The sequence below is a fragment of the Serratia sp. KG1D genome, from assembly GCF_037150675.1.
In the GTDB taxonomy this organism is placed as follows: Bacteria; Pseudomonadota; Gammaproteobacteria; order Enterobacterales; family Enterobacteriaceae; genus Serratia; species Serratia nematodiphila.
Genome location: NZ_JBAGIH010000004.1, coordinates 1 through 18,619, shown reverse-complemented (window position 1 = coordinate 18,619; position 18,619 = coordinate 1). Strand labels below are relative to the sequence as shown.

The window sequence follows — 18,619 nt, the reverse complement described above, 5'->3', positions numbered from 1 at the left end:
GAGTGAAACAACGTCATGCCTGCGGCCCGGGCGGCAGCGCCGCCAGAGCGATATCGCCAGCGATGTGCTGCGCAAACTGGGTAAAGACATGCTGAACGCCGTCGGCGATCAGATTGGCCTGCTCCCGGCTGTAGTGATCCTGGCGGTAGGTCATCATCACCCGCAGGGATTTCGCCCCCGCCAGATCGTCTTCCATCACCTCAAACTGCAGGCCGAGCAACGATTCGGCTTTCTCCGGCTCCACCTGACGGTAGGCGATCGCGCTGCCGTCCTGCAGCCGGAACTCGCCGTTCAGTTTGATGCGGCTGTGGATCTGGATGAACACTTCAAACATGTGGTTCTTGCGGTCGGCGTCCACGCCGAACAGCCCTTCCTCCACCAGATCGATCGGAATGTCGGTGTATGGCAACGAGCCGTTGACGGTGTTTTTCACCTGGCTGACCAAGCCGGCCACCGTCAGCCCTTCGTCGAAGCGCACGCGGTGCACCACCACGGTGGTGAAGTAGCCGACGGTATCGAAGAACTCGGCGTCGTTACGACCGGAGGTCGAAGTGCCCACCAGCAGATCCGCCGGGCCGCCCAGCAGGCGCAGCGCCGAGGTGATCCCGGCATACACCACGTTGAACAGCGAAGCGTTATTGCGGCGAGCGAGCTGATACAGGCCCTCCGCCACAGCGGGATCGACCTCGAACTCCAGCCAGCCGCCGTTGACGTCCGCCGGCGCCGGCACTGCCGGGTGGGTAGAGGGTTCTTGCCGGAAGATCGGCTGGCCGACCGGCGCGCCGCGCAGCGCATCGAGCCAGTAGTCCAGATGTTGCTGCTGCACCCCGGAGGCCCGCTGCTGCCGGGCGAAGGTGTGGAACTGCGGCGGTTGCCCGCTCCACTGCGGCGCCTGGCCGACGACGCGATGGCGGTAGGCGATGCCCAGCTCATCCATCATCAGGTTGAGCGACCATTCATCCAGCACCACATGGTGGAACAGCAGCGACAGCAGCTGCTGGCCGTTGTCCGCATCGCGCAGCAGCGTGACGCGCAGCGGCAGCTCGGCGGCCAGATCGAACCGGTGCTGGCCGGCGTCGGCCAACAGGGCGGCGGCGTTGCCCGCCGGCGTCTCGTGGGAGAAGCGGAACCACTGATAATCCGGCAATTCTGCGGCCGGCACCACCACCTGCACCACCTCGCCCTGCTGCTCGACAAAGCGTGAACGCAGCACGGTATGGCGAGTCATGACGTCGATAAACGCCTGATGCAGCGCCGTTTCATCCACCGCATCGAAGAAGCGTAAAGAGAACGGCAGGTTGAAAATCTCGTCATGGCCGAAGGCTTCATACACCTTCCACAGCGATTCCTGCGCCAGCGACAGCGGCGCCTGCGCGCGATCATGATCGTCGGCGGCGGCCACCGCGGCATTCGGTTGCGCGACGTTCAGGCGTTTGGCGTAGCCCGCCAGCCCGCGCGCCGTCGGATGGCTGAACAGATCGTTAATGTTGATTTCGATCTGATGCAGGCTCAACAAGCGGCCGATCACCCGGGTGGCGACCAGCGAATGGCCGCCGCGATCGAAGAAGTCTTCATCCAGGGTCATTTCCGGCGCCACCAGCGCCTCACGGAACTCCTGCAAAATCAGCGGTGCAACGCTTTCGTCCGCCTCGCCGTTCGTCGCCGGCGCGGCCATCGCCGGGGAAGCGGCCTCAGCCGCCGGCAAGGCGACGACAATCCGCTGCCCGGCCAGGAACGCGCTGAACTGCTCCAGCAGGAACGGCGCCGCGTGCGGAGACAGACGCGGGTCGGTGACCAGCTCCAGCGTCAGCGCTTCCGCCTCGGGCAAGCCCAACAGCAGCGCCAGTTCAAACGGCGTATGCAGCGGCGGCAACAACAGGCGTTCGGCGTGAACGCCTTCCATGCACCAGTCCGCAGCCAGATCGTCACGCCAGGCCACCAGCAGCTGCGCCCGCTGCGGATCCGGCTGTTCGGCCACGGTCTGCGCCAGCAGCCGCTGCCCGACGTCGCCCTCGCCATGCAGCACGGTCAGGCGCATCAGCGGCGGCGCCGTCAGGCCAAGCTCCAGGCCGACGAACTCCGCCGTTTCTGCGGCCGGCACGCACAGCTGCACCGCTTGCCCGCCGGCCTGTGCGGCGACGAACTCGGCAAACCGCGCCGCCACCGCCGCCAGCAAGGCCCGCGGCGTGTCGTTGGCGGACAACAGCGAGCGATCAATGCGCGTGACCACGCGCGCGCCCACCGGCGGCAACGCTGCAGCACGCGGCACCGGGCTGCGGTAATCCTGCAGCGAGACCGCCTGGCGCGCCCAGGGCAGTTGCGGCTCCGTGGTTTCCGCCAGCTCGACCGGCTCCGCCGCGAAAGGCAGAGGCATCACATCCCCGTTGTAACGGGCGGACAGCATCGCCGGCAGGTGGCGCCAAGGCAGCGTTTCCGCCAGGATGTCATGCAAGACCACGCCCAAAATCACGTCATCACCCGGCGTGAGCAACAGCAAGCCGCGCAGCGGCGCTTCGTTTTCCAGTTCAAACGGCGTTGCCTGCGCCTGCAGCAGGCAACCCATGGCGTGTTGTTCGTCCGCCACCTGACGCAGGCTCACCGGCAACGGCGCCGAGCCGGCGGGGCGTTTAACCAGCCCGTTTTCGTCATCAAAAACATAGCGCACGTCCACGCCCGGCGTCTCCCGCACCAGCGCCTGCAGCGCCGCCGCCAGCCGGGCGATATCCACTTCCCCCGTCAGGCGCCAGGCCAGCGCCCGCTGCCCGCGTGCGTCACCCTGCTGCAGATGGGCGAACCATGCCCGCTCTTCGGCTTCGCTTACCGACCGCTCGCCGTTGGCCGACGCCGCGCCCAGCGCCTGAAACGCGCTCTCCAGCCGCTGGGCCTCTTCATCGCTCAGAATGCTGTCAAAATCACCGATCACTACGTTATCTCCTTTGCCCGGCCGTGCCGGGATAGCGCACAAAACGGGGGACATGCGTCCCCCGTCACCGCGATAGCGTTAGAAAGTCAGCTCAACCGCCGCGCCGATCAGGCGGCCGCGCTGGAGCGTCGCCGTGTAGATGTCATTGCTTCGGATCATCTCGCGGCGGTCGGAGTCAAACAGGTTCTTCGCATACAGCGTGGCGCGGCCGTAGTCGAAGGTGTAAGCCAGCTGGGCGTTGGCCGTCCAATAGGAGCCGATGCGCCCGCGCGAGTCGTTGTCGTATTGCGAATAGTAGGAGTCGGTGAACGCCACGTTGCTGCTCAGCTCCCACCCTTTCAGGAACTGATACTTGGCCCCCATGTTGGCGGTGTAAGCCGGCGCGCGCGCCAGCTCATGCCCTTCCACGCCGCTGCCCGAGAACTTTTTGATGTCGGTTTTCAGCAGGCCGAGGTTGCCGAACAGCTCGAAGTCCCAGCGCGGCTGCCAGGTGGCGCCGATTTCCGCCCCGTAGGTTTCCACCTTGTCGGCGTTGCGGATCACGCTGGAGTTCTCACCCAGCGAGTACGGCAGCTGCATGTCTTTGTAATCGTTGTAGAAGATGTTACCCGTCAGCACCACGTTGGCGTCTTTAAGGTGATGACGGGTGTACAGCTCGTAGTTCCAGACATACTCGGAACCGTAGGTGTAGCTGACCACCGGCGTGCCGATCGTGATGCCGCCACCGCCGGCGTTATAGCCGCGTGCGATCTTGGCGCCGTAGGTTTGGGTATCCGTCGGTTTCCAGGCCACGTCCAGCTTCGGCAGGAACACGGTGTAGGTTTCATCAAAATCGATGCGCACCGCCTGGCTGCCGCCGTCGCGGCGACGGTGTTCGCGTTCCAGACGGCTGGCGGCGGTCACGTCCACCTGCGGCGTCAGCGCATAGGTCAGCTCGGCGAACGCCGAATGGGTATCGGTTTTATCCTTGAAGGTCGAGCCGCCGAAAATGTTGACGAACTCATCCTGCGTGCCGTGGAAGTAACGCAGCCCCGCCAGCCCGTGCAGGCGGCTGTCCGCGCCACCGAAGCGCACCACCGGCTCCACGTGAACTTCCTGGCCGTCGATCTCGGCGTATTGGATGTTGTAAGCGGTAGGACGGTTGATGTTGAAATCGGTGTAGATAACGCGGTTTTCAAACGTCAGCGCATCGGAGGCCTCCCAGGCCAGATCCCAGATGGTGCTGTTCATGTTGCTTTTGAACACGGCGCGGCGCGGATCGTGACGCGGATTGGTCGGATGCGGCTGCGGGTTGAGGCTTTCGTTTTGCGGTGCGGTGCTGCCGAAGTGGTTAAAGGTCAGCTTGGTGGTCAGATCGCGCAGGCCGGCCGGATTGAACAACAGCTTGGCGCGGGCGGTGGTGGCTTCCACTTCACGCGGATCGCCCACTGGCGCATAGGCCGGCAGGTCAGCCTCGCTGCGGCGGCGCTGGCGATCGACGCTGACGCGGAACGCCAGCTGATCCTCCACCAGCGGGCCGGACGCCATGGCGGCCAACTGTGACGAGTGCTGGTTGCCGGCTCCGCCCTTGAAGGCGCTTTCCCATTCGAAGGTCGGGTCTTTACTGGCCATGACGATGGCGCCGGCGATGGCGTTGCGCCCCTGGATGTAGCTTTGCGGGCCGAGGAACACTTCGACGCGATCCAGATCCCACAGCGACTGCGGGCCGAACGCCTGTTCGTTATAGGTCAGCGAACGGCCGTCCAACGACAGATTGAGGCGCGGGCGGGTGCCGCTGAGGAAAGCATTGGCCCCGACGTTCGGGCCGGAACCGTCGATACCGCGCACGGTCGGCAGTTCGTTGCCGATGCCCAGATCCACCACGTTGGGGGTCATGCGCAGCAGATCGGGGATCTGCACCGCGTCGGGCATCGAGGCGATGCGGTTGCTGTCGAACACCTGCACGCTGGAGCCGGTGTCGAAAATGGAACGTTTGATCTTCTCACCGGTGACCAGCAGCGTTTCCGCGTCCTGGTAGGTTTCGTTGCTCTTCGTTTCCGCCGCGTTGACGTTACCGATCGCCAGTGAACACACGCCTAAAAATACCGAGGAAAACGCCCCAATGGCTCTTAACCCCGCCTTTTCCCCGTTTCCTACGCTTTCATGCCGTTGAGCCGCAAAATGCTTGCCCATAGATGTCTTCTCCTTTCATCCCAGAGGTGCACAAAATTTGATTTTTTTTACACAACCTACATCGACACTCACACAGACCATGACGCTGCGGCCTTCCCGGCCTTGCTGTTGCTTATCCCTGCGGCAAACCCATGTCTTTCGCGGCCGAACGGGCGCGGCCCGTCCACGGCCAAGCCGCCGGCGGAGCGGCCGACGGCTTGTATAAAAACGTAAAATAATGTTAAGAATGATAATATTTTGCATTTTCTAATGCAAATCATTATCAATAAAGGTGTGAGAGCGGCCACGATAACCGCCAGAAAACCTTATACTTTCGCAGGAAAAACAAGCGCTGCAATAACAAGCAATCATTTCAATACTAAGAATAATATAGATAAATTATTCACACCCAACGCCCTCTCTGCCCGGCATCGCTAAAACGCCTTATAGATAGCACCCGTGCGCCAAATGGATCAAATAATAATAATTTTCATTCCTATTAACATTTGGATATATTCTTGCAGTCTCGTTGGCTGAATCAAAATGGATACCCGATGAAAGCGTTAACCACGATGCAGGCCGCCTATTGGGTTGGCCGACAGTCCGCTCCCCCTCTGGGCGGCATGGCCGCCCATCTGTATGCGGAGTTCGACGGCGGCGAGCTGGATATCGCTCGGCTGCGCCAGGCCGTCGAGGCGTTGTACCTGCGTCATCCGCTGCTGCGCCTGCGCATTACCGACGATGGCCGGCAGACGATCGCGCCTCCCGGCCCCCGACATACCTTGCATCTCGACGACTGGCGACATGCCGATGAAGCAACGCTGGCGGCCGCGCTCGCCGCCAAACGCCAGGCGAAAAGCACCCAGTTGCTGCCGCTGGAACAGGGCGTTCCCTGCGATATCAGCCTGAGCCTGTTGCCGGAAGGACGCAGCCGCCTGCATGTCGATCTCGACATGATCGCCGGCGATGCCATGAGCTTTCGCCTGTTGATGGAAGATCTGACGGCGTTTTATCACCAGTGTCCGGCGGCCCCAGCCCATGACGCGCCGCCGGCCTACTTCGATCACCTCGAACGACGCGACGCCGACGTGGCGCTGCGCCAACGGCGCGAACGCGGCCAGCGTTGGTGGCGTGAACGCCTGGCACAGATGCCGCCGGCGCCGCGCCTGCTGCGCACGCCGGACCGTTGCCGCAGCGATCGTTTGGCCATACAGCTGAATGCAGAAGAAAGCCGCGCGCTGGAAAACGTCGCGAAACGGCATCACACCTCCCTCTCGACGCTGTTTCTGGCGCTGTTCGCGCTGGCCGTCGGCCAGGGTTGGAACATGACACGCTTCCGGCTCAACGTGCCGCTGTTCCACCGCGAGAGCGAACGGGAGGACGCACATCGCCTCATCGGCGATTTCTCTAACCTGGTGCTGCTCGGCGTGGAACTGAACCCGACGGAAAACCTGAACGCCTTCTGCCGGCGCCTGATGACGCAGCTGGCGGAGCTGATCGAGCATGCGGATTACCCCGGCGTCAGCGTGATGCGCGATCTGTCGCGCCTGCACGGCAGCCTGCAGCCTTCGCCGGTGGTGTTTACCGCCGGTTTCGGCATCCGCGGCAAAACGCTGTTTTCCGAACGGGTCACCAACACCTTTGGCCGTCTCGGTTGGGTGATCTCTCAGGGGCCGCAGGTGGCGCTGGATGCGCAGGTCGCCCACGTCGACGACGGCATTCTGATCAACTGGGACGTGCGGCTGGACGCGTTCCCCGAGCAGGTGCTGCCGCGCCTGCTGGCCTGTTACCGGGCGCTGCTGCACCTGGCCGCGCGGCAAGCGGGGGCATTCGATCGCCCGCTGTCGCAGTTGCTGGCGCAATGCACGCCCGACGCGCTGGCGCAGCAGGCGCCGGTGCGCCAGGTGCTGCACCGGCTGCTGGCGCGGGTGGCTCCCGAGGCCAGTGTGCGCGACCACGACGATATCCGCCGGTTGGCCTTGCCGGATGCCGGGGTGAACGCGCTGCTGACGGTGCTCAACAAGTATCTGGCGGCGGCGCTGACGGCGCAGGATCTGACGGCGCATCCCTCCCCGGCTGCGCTGGCGGCGTTGATCTGCCAACGGTCGCCCGAGGCAGGAAGGCATGCGAAAACGCTGCTCGCCGCGCTGGCGCCGCAGCACTGAGATCGGTTTCCGGGCGCACGGCGCCCGGCTCGTTTTAATCGGTTAGCGACTATAGGGAAGTACCATGGAGACACCATTAACCGCACTGCAGCAGGCCTACCTTCTGGGCCGCAGCGATCGATGGCCGCTCGGCGGCGTAGCGATGCACGACTTTCGCGAATACCGCGCCCGGCAGCAGGATGTACCGCGCCTTGAAGCGCGTCTGACCGAGCTGGTACAGCACTACCCGGCGTTGCGCACCTGCATCGATGTGCAGCGCGGCACGCAGCACGTACGCCCGGAGGTGACGCTGCATCTGGATCGCCACGATCTTCGCTCCCTGGGTGGCGAAGCGGCGCAGCGCCAGGTCGAACAACTGCGCGAGCGTTACTCCCACCAGCGCCACGATCCGAGCCAACCGCTGTGGCGCATCGCCGTGATCCAACTTGCCGAACAGCAGGATCCGACGGGATCGCCGTACGATACGCTGATCTTTACCAGCTTTGATGCCTTGATCCTCGACGGCCAGGGGATCTCCACCGTGATCGCGCGCCTGTTCGACGATCGCCCTCTGACGTCGACCGCCGCCGCACTGCCGCCCCCCGCCGCATCGGCGACGCAGCGCCAGGCCGATGCCGCCTACTGGCGTGAAAAGCTGCTGGATGTCACCACCCCGTCGGCACTGCCGTGGCGCGCCCCGCTCGCCAATCTCACCTCATCACGCTATCGCCGCGCCACCTTGACGCTACCGCGCGATACGGTAAAACAGCTTGGCCGCCTGGGATCGCCGCATGCGCTGCTGCGCAACAGCCTGCTGTCGGCGCTGATCCTCGATACGCTGGCCCACTGGACCACCGATGGCGAGCTGTGCGTCGGGGTGCCGGTGGCGTTCCCCGCCGCCGACGGCGCCCTGGGCAACGCCTCCAGCTTCGTGGCGGTGCGCTATTCCCGCCACGGCGAAGATTTTATTCAGCGCGCGCAAGCCCTGCAGGACGATGTGCTCGGCGCGCTCGACCACCTGGCGTTTTCCGGCGTCGATCTGGCGCGGCAGTTGCTCGGCCAAAGCCAGGGCGGCCCGGCGCTGCCGGTGATCCTGACCAACTGCCTGGGTTGGGAAACGCTGCCGGCCGAGGCGCCGGTGCGCTTCCACGACGGCCTGACCCAAACGCCGCAGGTCGCCATCGACATTCGCCTGACGCTGGACAGCGAAAAAAATCTGCAGCTGTGCGTGGACTACGCCGAACAGGCGCTGCACGGCGAGCAGGTAGAAGCCATGCTGGCCGCGTTGCAGCGACGCATCCTGCACAGTTGCCAACGGGCCGACCTGGCGATCGCGCCGCGGGACTTCATCGATCTGGCGCATTATCGCCACAATGATAGCGAAGCGAATTACGCGCCTTATCCTTATCTGGCGCAGCTGGCCGAGCGGCTGTTTGGCACACAAAACGGCGGCAACGCGCTGATCTGCGGCGAACAGACGCTGACCTACCGCGAACTGGGCCAGCGGATCGCCACGGCGATCGCCAACCTGCAAAGCCGCGGCGTGCAGCCGGGCAACGTGGTGGCGTTGTATCTGCCGCGCAGCCCGGAACAGATCATCTTCAGCCTCGCCTGCGCCCTGCAGGGCGTGATCTGGGTGCCTATCGATATCAACTCACCGCCGGAACGCACCGCCTACCTGCTGGAGAACTGCCGGCCGACGTTGGTGGTGCACGGCGGCGATCTGGAGACGCCGATCGGCGTGACGCCGGCGATCCTGCTGGCGCCGACGGATCGCGCGCCTGCGCTGCCGGATGAACAGACGTTGGTGGAACGCAGCGCCAGCCTGACCGCAAGCTACTACCTGTATACCTCCGGCACCACCGGCAAGCCCAAATGCGTGGTGCTCAACAACCGCGCCACCGCCAACGTTATCCACCAGACCCAGCAGCGCTGGGCGGTCACCGCCGACGACGTGTTCATTTCCGTCACGCCGCCGCACCATGACATGTCGATGTTCGATCTGTTCGGTTCGCTGTGCGCCGGCGCTACGCTGGTGCTGCCGGCGCCGCATCAGGAAAAAGACGCCATCAGCTGGAACCAGCTGGTGGAAAAACATCGGGTCAGCCTGTGGTGTTCGGTGCCGGCCATTCTGGAGATGCTGCTCACCTGCAAAACGGCCGACAGCCTGCGTTCGCTGCGCCTGGTGGCGCAAGGCGGCGACTACATCAAGCCGGCGACGGTGCAAACCCTGCGAACCCTGCGCCCGGATCTCGCGCTGTTCTCGCTCGGTGGGCCGACCGAAACCACCATCTGGAGCATCTGGCACCCGATCGCCCCGCAGGAGAGCGGCACCGTGCCTTACGGCCGCCCGCTGCCCGCCAACCGTTATTTCATCTGCCATGACGACGGCAGCCACTGCCCGGCCGGCGTGGTCGGCCGCATCCATACCGCCGGGGTCAATCTGGCGTTGGGCTACCTGGAGCAGGGTGAGCTGAAGCAGCACGATTTCATCACCCTCGAAGGGCCGGACGGACAACCGCTGCGCGCTTTCCGCACTGGCGATCAGGGCTACTACCGTGCGGACGGCAACATCATGTTCGCCACCCGGGTGAACGGCTATGTGAAGATCCGCGGCGTGCGCGTCTCGCTGCCGGAAATCGAAGACGTGCTGCGCCGCCATCCGGCGATCCGGGATATGGTGGTGGTGGATTATCCCAGCGGAGAGAACAACGAAGCGGCGCTCGGTGCCCTGTATCTGACCCGCGACGGCAAACCGCTGCCGCTGTCCGAGATCCGCGCCTTCGCCACCGGCTATCTGCCCTGTACCCATATTCCCACGCGCTTTATCCACGCCGAGGCGCTGCCGCTGTCTGCCAACGGTAAAACCGACCGCCATCGCATCCGCGCCGACCTGAGCCACCAGCAAACCGCGCCGGCGTTGAACGCCTGCGCGGCCCCGCCGCCGCACGCGCCGCTGGCGCGCAGCGCCGAGATACTGACCATTTACTGGCAGGCGATCGGCGTGACCCCGCGCCCGGAATGGGGGGAAGAGACGGCGTTTATCGCCATGGGGCTGAAGCTGCCGCATATCAAACAGGTGGCGTCACGCCTCAATGACGCTTTTGGCACCCGTCTGGTAAGCAGTTCGCTCTTGCCGTGCAAGAACGCGCGCGAAGTGGCGGCGTTGCTGGCCAGCTGAAGCCCTGCCACTCGGGCGGGAGCATCCTCCCGCCCGCACTTTCTCAGGCGGGCAACGCCGTCAGGGCCGCCAGCGGTTGCCCCCAGGCTTCCCGCTGCAGCGCACGCAACAGAAATTCTTGCAGCGCCTCGCCATAGTCCAGCGCATCCTCCGGCGGAAACTGCTCCAGATAGATATCGATATCCACCTGCAGATCGCGGGCGTCGGTGCGGCCGCGATAAGTCAGGTTGAAACCGTCGCCCGAGCCGCCGGCCAATACGCTGCGCGTACCGCTGCAGCCGGTGAAACGGGGCGCATCGAAGGGCTGCACATTAATGAAAGGGGAAATAAAGAAGCGCGAGTTCGGAGCCACTCCGCGATCGACGGCCAGTTGCCGCAGGCGGTAGCCGGCGTGGCTGCGCAGCTCACGCAGTTGCTGCGTCAGCGTGGTGAGAAAGCTCCCCAGCGTCTCCGCTTGCGACGGTGACACCAGCAGCGGCAGAGTGTTGACCGCCAGCGAAGGCACGTTGGTGGCGGCCTGCCCGCGGCGATTCAGCGCCGGCATCCACATCGGCAGCGTATCGCCCTGCCGGGTGTCGCGGGGCATCACCTGAAACAGCCAGGCCGCCGACAGCGCCACCAGCAAGTCGGGCCAATTGATGCCGCTGCGCTCCGCCAACTGCGCCAGTCGTTGCGATACCGCCGCCGGTAGCCGGTGGTGGGTGCTCAAACGCCGTACGCCATAGGCCTCACCGCCCTTGCGCACCGTCGGCAGCGCCTGTGACGGCGGCAAATAGGTCTGCCAAAAGCGCCGATCGCGCTCGCATCGCTCAGAATCAGCGTAGGCCAGCTCGGCCTGTTGAAAGGGTCCAAATGCGCCCAGGGGGATACCCGCGTTGCCCTGGCCGAGGTAGTGCGCATATAACGCGGCGCAGCGGTGTTCGATCAGGGCCATACCGAAGCCATCAATCAGAATATGGTGCGCACGCACGTACCAGAGGTAGCGCTCCGGCTCCAGTTTGAGCAGCCAGGCTGCGGCTAGCGGCTCGCTATGCAGCGCCCGGCGCTGCGCGATATCTTCGCGCATCAGGTTTTGCGCCGCCTGCCAGGGATCGCCGTGCGTTTGCAGATCGATGCGTTGCAATGGCGGTGTGCACTGTGGATCGTAACGCAACGACGGAGGAGCGTCGCCATGCCGCTCACCAAAGCGCAAGGCAAACGCCTGCGTCTCGGCGAGAGTGGTGGCGATCGCCCGGCAGAGCGTCTCTTCCTCTACCGCGCCGCACAGTTCGGTGCAGTGTGCGACGGTGGACAGGGGCTGCCCGGGGTGCAAGGTGTGTTCTTCCCAGAAATCAAGCTGCGCTGGCGCCAGCGGCAACCATTCAGAGGCCAAAGCGGTGTCCGACATGTTACCTACCTTTGATAAGCCTGAATAAAGACGCCGAACGGGCGTAACCCCACCGTTCAACGGCTTTGCGTGTCTCCATACATCATTAAATGAAAATGATAATAACATCTATTATCATTTTTATTAATTTGGTAACACTTTAGATTCTGTTAAGCGGGGATGCAAGTCGCGCAGTAGGACAGAGAAAAGAAAGTGGCCGGTTGAAGAGCCATAAAAACAAAACGCCCCGGCACAACTGCCTGGGGCGTTTTCAACGTCGGCGATACTCGGTAATTAGGCCTGGTTGGCCGGCTTCACCTTCTGCGCCAGGAACTCCGTTTCGTAGGCCAGCGCCTTCTTGCGATCGAACTGGTGCTCCCACTTGGCGATCACCAATACCGCCAGCGCGTTACCCACCACGTTCAGCGCAGTGCGCGCCATATCCAGGATACGGTCCACGCCGGCGATGAACGCCAGGCCTTCCAACGGAATGCCGACGCTGCCCAGGGTGGCCAGCAGCACCACGAACGAGACGCCCGGCACGCCGGCGATCCCTTTCGAGGTCACCATCAGCGTCAGCACCAGCACGATCTCCTGCCCCAACGACAGCTCGATGCCGTACAGCTGGGCAATAAAGATGGCGGCGATGCTCTGGTACAGCGTCGAGCCATCCAGGTTAAAGGAGTAACCCGTCGGCACCACGAAGCTGGTGATCGACTTGGGCGCGCCATAAGCCTCCATCTTTTCGATGATGCGCGGCAGCACCGTTTCCGAACTGGCGGTGGAATAAGCCAGGATCAGTTCGTCTTTCAGGATGCGGATCAGCGTCCAGATGCGCAGGTTGCACAGCCGGGCGACCGCCCCCAGCACCACCAGGGCGAAGAACGCAATGGCGAAGTACACCAGCACCACCAGCTTGGCCAGCGGCAGCAGCGAAGCGAAACCGAAGTTGGCTACCGTGACCGCAATCAGGCCAAACACCCCGATCGGCGCATAGCGCATAATCATGTGGGTGACTTTGAACATGCTCTCGGACACTGCCTTGAACACCTTCAGCAGCGGCTCTTTGGTCTCTTTCGGCAACGACGACAACCCCAGGCCGAACAGCACCGAGAAGAAGATAATCGGCAACATGTCGCCCTTGGCCATCGACGAGAAGACGTTCGACGGGATCAGCGACAGAATGGTCGCCACCAGACTGTGCGAACCGCTTTGCACCTGTTCGGTGGTTTTCTCGTACTGCGAAATGTCCACCGTGGTCAGCGTCGACATATCGATGCCGTGGCCGGGTTGGAAGACGTTGGCCAAGGTGAGCCCCACCACGATGGCGACGGTGGTGATCACTTCGAAGTAGATAATGGTTTTCAATCCGATGCGGCCCAGCTTTTTCGCATCCCCCACGCCGGCAATACCGACGATCAGCGTGGAAATAACGATCGGCACCACAATCATCTTGATCAGACGAATAAAGATATCACCCGCCGGGCTGAGAATATTGCTCACCAGCCACTCACGAGATTCGGTCTGGTTATGCAATACCGCGCCAACAATAATACCCAGTACCAACGCGATCAGGATTTGCCAAGCCAGGCTAATTTTTACACTTTTCATACCCAAAAAGTCCTCAAAGACTCTTTGCGCCGTACAAAGTCGCAACACGGCGAAAAGAATACTTAATCATTTATTACAGGCTTATGTTAATTCAGTGGAAGCGTTCACCTGCCCTGGGTGCCACGCAGTATAAATCTGTATCATCCGGGCGGCATGCTCTGCAAGCCTTGATTTGTCAGGCTTGAGCGCTGAATCGAATCACAAAAATTTCGCGGAACTATTTCAAATGGCATAATTGCTTGTTATTAAAAAAATAATTTTTCATATAATGAAGTACATAACCACGCCGACGACGATTTTTTGAACGCGATTAAAATGCGTTATTTTTCGCTCATTCTGCATATTTAATCCGCATCATATGTTTATATTTTGTTACTCAAAAGTCAAATAAATGAGAATTGGCCGAGTGACACTTTCGTCCATAAATGCAGCGCCACTTTATATTTCGATTAAAAATCGAACGACACCGCAGGATGAATGCCACAGGGTATTTCCCGAGTTTTCATCAGGAATTAAGCGTTAATAAAACGTTATTTCACGCGGTGCAGTCCATCGTTATATCGTGCTAATGCCAACTTAGAATATTAATAGCGAAAAACAACCCAAAAAGATTTATAGCGAGAAATAATGGCGACCCTGATCGTATCTATTAATTTCACGGCAGTTGAGTCCGTTTTGGTTTATTCTTTTTTGTTCTTTATATAAGTGTTTTTGGTTAAAAACGTGGGTTTATGAGGATTTAAGCGCCAAAGAGATAGATACGCCCTGCAAATGCGACAGAACGATTACAAATCAATATCTTTGTTGCGTGATCTGCCGCGCAAAAAAGAAACAAAGAATCGTAGCAAACTATACTTAACCTTCAGTTGACATATCATTAACAACTTCAAGGAGAAAAGCTATGAGCCAACTGCATAAACACGCTATTCCTTCTGCAATTGCAGAACGCGCCCTGATTAATCCGGCACAATACCAACAGTATTATCAACAGTCGGTTCAAGACCCAGAGGCTTTCTGGGGTGAGCATGGCAAAATCCTGGATTGGATCAAACCCTATACCAAAGTTAAAAATACCTCGTTCGATCCGGGCCACGTCAGCATTCGCTGGTTTGAAGACGGCACCTTGAACCTGGCGGCCAACTGCCTGGACCGCCATCTGGCCGAGCGCGGTGACCAAACCGCCATTATCTGGGAAGGCGATGATCCGACCCAATCCAAAAAGGTGACTTACAAACAGCTGCACCACGATGTCTGCCAATTCGCCAACGTGCTGAAACAGCTCGGCGTTAAAAAAGGCGACGTGGTGGCCATCTATATGCCGATGGTGCCGGAAGCGGCGGTCGCCATGCTGGCCTGCGCGCGCATCGGCGCCGTACATTCGGTGATCTTCGGCGGCTTCTCGCCGGAAGCCGTCGCCGGGCGCATTATCGACTCCAACGCCAAACTGGTGATCACCGCCGATGAAGGCCTGCGCGCCGGCCGCGCCGTGCCGCTGAAAAAGAACGTCGACGATGCGCTGAAAAATCCCGGCGTGGTCAGCGTGGCCAACGTGGTGGTATTCAAACGCACCGGTAAACCGGGCTACTGGCAGGAAGGGCGCGATCTGTGGTGGCATGAGCTGACCCAGGGCGTCTCCGCAGACTGCCCGCCGGAAGAAGTGAACGCCGAAGATCCGCTGTTCATCCTGTACACCTCCGGTTCGACCGGCAAGCCGAAAGGCGTGCTGCACACCACCGGCGGCTACCTGGTCTACGCTGCGATGACCTTTAAGTATGTGTTCGACTACCACGACGGCGACATTTACTGGTGCACCGCCGACGTGGGCTGGGTCACCGGCCACAGCTATCTGCTGTACGGCCCGCTGGCCTGCGGTGCCACCACGCTGATGTTCGAAGGCGTGCCTAACTATCCGGGCGTCAATCGCCTGTCGCAGGTGATCGACAAACACCAGGTCAACATTCTGTATACCGCACCGACCGCCATTCGCGCGTTGATGGCCGAAGGCGACAAGGCGATCGAAGGCACCCGACGCGATTCGCTGCGCATCATGGGCTCGGTCGGCGAACCGATCAACCCGGAAGCCTGGGAGTGGTATTACAACAAGATCGGCAACGCGAGATGCCCGATCGTCGACACCTGGTGGCAAACCGAAACCGGCGGCTTCATGATTACCCCGCTGCCGGGCGCCACTGAGCTGAAAGCCGGTTCCGCCACGCGGCCGTTCTTTGGCGTACAGCCGGCGCTGGTCGATAACGTCGGCACGCCGCAGGAAGGCGCCTGCGAAGGCAACCTGGTGATCGTCGATTCCTGGCCGGGCCAGGCGCGCACCCTGTTCGGCGATCATGATCGCTTCGAGCAAACTTACTTCTCGACCTTCAAAGGCATGTACTTCAGCGGTGACGGCGCCCGCCGCGACGAGGACGGTTACTACTGGATCACCGGCCGCGTCGACGACGTGCTGAACGTCTCCGGCCACCGTCTGGGCACCGCCGAGATCGAGTCCGCGCTGGTATCGCACCCGAAAATCGCCGAAGCGGCGGTGGTCGGCATTCCTCACAACATCAAAGGCCAGGCGATCTACGCCTACATCACGCTGAACCACGGCGAAGAACCGACGCCGGAGCTCTATACCGAAGTGCGTAACTGGGTGCGCAAAGAGATAGGGCCGATCGCTACGCCGGATGTGCTGCACTGGACAGACTCGCTGCCCAAAACGCGCTCCGGCAAGATCATGCGGCGCATCCTGCGCAAAATTGCCGCCGGCGACACCAGCAACCTGGGGGATACCTCCACGCTGGCGGATCCGGCCGTAGTCGACAAGCTGTTGGAAGAAAAACAATCAATGAAAGTGCCGTCATAATTTACGCCGCTTCAGGCCGCTCATTCGGATAACGCGCCGTTGAGCGGCCCTGGCGCGGCGTACTCTCTCAATACCGACTGGAGACACTCTGATGAATGACACCATTTATCAAGGGATTGAAGAAAACCCGCGCTTTAAAGAGCTGGTGAGAAAACGCGGCCGGTTCGCCTGGCTGCTTTCGCTGATTACGCTGGCGCTGTACGTCGGCTTTATTTTGTTGATCGCCTTCGATCCACAATGGCTCGGCACGCCGATCGCCGCCGGATCGACCATCACCCGCGGGATCCCGGTCGGCGTCGGGTTGATCGTGATCTCTTTCGTCTTGACCGGGATCTACGTGTTTCGCGCCAACGGCGAGTTCGATCGCCTCACCGCAGAGATTCTGCGCGAGGTGAAACAATGAAGCGCTTATTGTCCGTCGCCGCGCTGCTGTTACTGCCGGGCCTGGCCTGCGCCGACGCCATTGGCGGCGAGGTGCATCGCCAGCCGCTGAACATCCAGGCGATCGTGATGTTTATCCTGTTTGTCGGTGCCACGCTCTACATCACCTATTGGGCCTCCAAACGCACCCGTTCCCGTCAGGACTACTACACCGCGGGCGGGCGCATTACCGGCCTGCAAAATGGCCTGGCGATCGCCGGTGACTTCATGTCCGCCGCCTCGTTCCTCGGCATCTCCGCACTGGTCTACACCTCGGGCTATGACGGCCTGATCTACTCCATCGGCTTCCTCATCGGCTGGCCGATCATTCTGTTTCTGATCGCGGAACGCCTGCGCAATCTCGGCCGCTATACCTTCGCCGATGTCGCCTCTTACCGTCTGCAGCAGAAACCGATCCGCACCCTCTCGGCCTGCGGCTCGTTGGTGGTGGTGGCGCTATATCTGATCGCGCAGATGGTCGGCGCCGGCAAACTGATCCAGCTGCTGTTCGGGCTCAACTACCACGTGGCGGTGATCCTGGTCGGCATTCTGATGGTGCTGTACGTACTGTTCGGCGGCATGCTGGCCACCACCTGGGTGCAGATCATCAAAGCGGTGCTGCTGCTGGCTGGCGCCAGCTTTATGGCGCTGATGGTGATGAAGTCGGTCAACTTCGACTTCAATACCCTGTTCGCCGAAGCGGTGAAGGTGCATCCGAAAGGCATCGCCATCATGAGCCCCGGCGGGCTGGTGTCCGATCCGATTTCCGCGCTGTCGCTTGGCCTGGCGCTGATGTTCGGCACCGCCGGCCTCCCGCACATCCTGATGCGTTTCTTCACCGTGAGTGACGCCAAGGAAGCGCGCAAGAGCGTGTTCTACGCCACCGGCTTTATCGGTTACTTCTATATTCTGACCTTTATCATCGGCTTCGGCGCCATCTTGCTGGTCAGCGCCAACCCGGCGTTCAAAGACGCCACCGGCGCGCTGCTGGGCGGGACCAACATGGCGGCGGTGCACCTGGCCAATGCCGTTGGCGGCAACTTCTTCCTCGGCTTTATCTCGGCGGTGGCGTTCGCCACCATTCTGGCGGTGGTTGCGGGCCTGACGCTGGCCGGCGCCTCGGCAGTGTCCCATGACCTGTACGCCAGCGTGATTAAAAACGGCAAGGCGACCGAGCGCGATGAGCTGAAGGTCTCCAAGATCACCGTCGTGGTATTGGGGCTGGTCGCCATTGCCCTGGGGATTTTGTTCGAGAAGCAGAATATCGCCTTTATGGTCGGGCTGGCGTTCTCCATCGCCGCCAGCTGTAACTTCCCTATCATCATCCTGTCGATGTACTGGTCGCGTTTGACGACCCGCGGCGCGATGATTGGCGGCTGGCTGGGTCTGTTAACGGCGGTGATTCTGATGATCCTCGGCCCGACGATCTGGGTGCAGATCCTCGGCCATGAGAAACCGATTTATCCGTACGAATACCCGGCGCTATTCTCGATGATCGTGGCCTTTGTCGGCACCTGGCTGTTCTCGATCACCGACAGCTCGCTGGCCGGGCAGCAGGAGCGGGAACGCTTCCGGGCCCAGTTTGTCCGTTCGCAAACCGGGCTGGGCATCTCCCAAGGCAGCTCGCATTGATCGAATAATAAGTGAAAAAAGCAAACACACCCTAATCAAAGGCCCTTCGGGGCCTTTTCTCTGGCTCGCTGGCGGAGAATAAGAAGGAGGGGGAAAAACCGCGCAGCGTAGCTGCGCTTTTTTACGTTTTACGCATAGCAAAAAGCCCTGAACGTCAGTTCAGGGCTTTCGGCTTTGTTTGATGCCTGGCAGTTTATGGCGGGCGTCCTGCCCGCCCCCCTTCGGGCCGTTGCTTCGCAACGTTCAAATCCGCTCCCGGCGGATTTGTCCTACACCATTCGTCTCAGGATGCCCATGCTCGTGCAGAACGCCAGATAACAGACAAAACAAC

9 protein-coding genes are annotated in these 18,619 nt (G+C 61.4%); 5 read left to right on the top strand and 4 right to left on the bottom strand.

Going from position 1 to position 18,619, the window contains the following annotated elements:
* Positions 1–13: 13 nt before the first annotated feature.
* Positions 14–2,923, bottom strand: coding sequence for a condensation domain-containing protein (locus WFM45_RS18160; RefSeq protein ID WP_336956707.1), 2,910 nt, complete (start codon positions 2,921–2,923; stop codon positions 14–16).
* Positions 2,924–3,001: 78 nt separating this feature from the next.
* Positions 3,002–5,095 carry a TonB-dependent receptor gene (locus WFM45_RS18155; RefSeq protein WP_015376338.1) on the bottom strand — a complete coding sequence of 698 codons (2,094 nt, stop codon included), beginning with the start codon at positions 5,093–5,095 and terminating at the stop codon, positions 3,002–3,004.
* A gap of 533 nt (positions 5,096–5,628) precedes the next feature.
* On the opposite strand from WFM45_RS18155, the gene WFM45_RS18150 reads away from it, so the two are divergent.
* Together WFM45_RS18150 and WFM45_RS18145 are read left to right on the top strand one after the other, a co-directional pair.
* Entirely contained in the window at positions 5,629–7,239 is a 1,611-nt protein-coding gene (locus tag WFM45_RS18150) for a condensation domain-containing protein (RefSeq protein ID WP_103086350.1), read from the top strand.
* Positions 7,240–7,303: 64 nt separating this feature from the next.
* A complete protein-coding gene (locus WFM45_RS18145) occupies positions 7,304–10,399 on the top strand; it encodes an amino acid adenylation domain-containing protein (protein ID WP_336956702.1) in 3,096 nt (1,031 codons plus the stop codon).
* A gap of 43 nt (positions 10,400–10,442) precedes the next feature.
* Here WFM45_RS18145 and WFM45_RS18140 read toward each other — a convergent pair whose 3' ends face one another.
* Positions 10,443–11,786, bottom strand: coding sequence for a condensation domain-containing protein (locus WFM45_RS18140; protein WP_336956700.1), 1,344 nt, complete (start codon positions 11,784–11,786; stop codon positions 10,443–10,445).
* A 273-nt stretch (positions 11,787–12,059) separates the two neighbouring features.
* A complete protein-coding gene (gene gltP / locus WFM45_RS18135) occupies positions 12,060–13,376 on the bottom strand; it encodes a glutamate/aspartate:proton symporter GltP (RefSeq protein WP_015376334.1) in 1,317 nt (438 codons plus the stop codon).
* 901 nt (positions 13,377–14,277) lie between these two features.
* Here gltP and acs point away from each other — a divergent pair.
* The 3 genes from acs to actP all read left to right on the top strand — a co-directional run bounded on the left by acs (position 14,278) and on the right by actP (position 18,288).
* Positions 14,278–16,236 (top strand): acetate--CoA ligase, encoded by a 1,959-nt coding sequence (gene acs / locus WFM45_RS18130; protein ID WP_004930044.1) that lies wholly within the window; start codon positions 14,278–14,280, stop codon positions 16,234–16,236.
* Positions 16,237–16,327: 91 nt separating this feature from the next.
* A complete protein-coding gene (locus tag WFM45_RS18125; RefSeq protein ID WP_004930047.1) occupies positions 16,328–16,639 on the top strand; it encodes a DUF485 domain-containing protein in 312 nt (103 codons plus the stop codon).
* Entirely contained in the window at positions 16,636–18,288 is a 1,653-nt protein-coding gene (gene actP, locus WFM45_RS18120; RefSeq protein ID WP_033631542.1) for a cation/acetate symporter ActP, read from the top strand. The genes WFM45_RS18125 and actP overlap by 4 nt, the downstream gene beginning before the upstream one ends.
* The last annotated feature ends 331 nt before the right edge of the window (positions 18,289–18,619 follow it).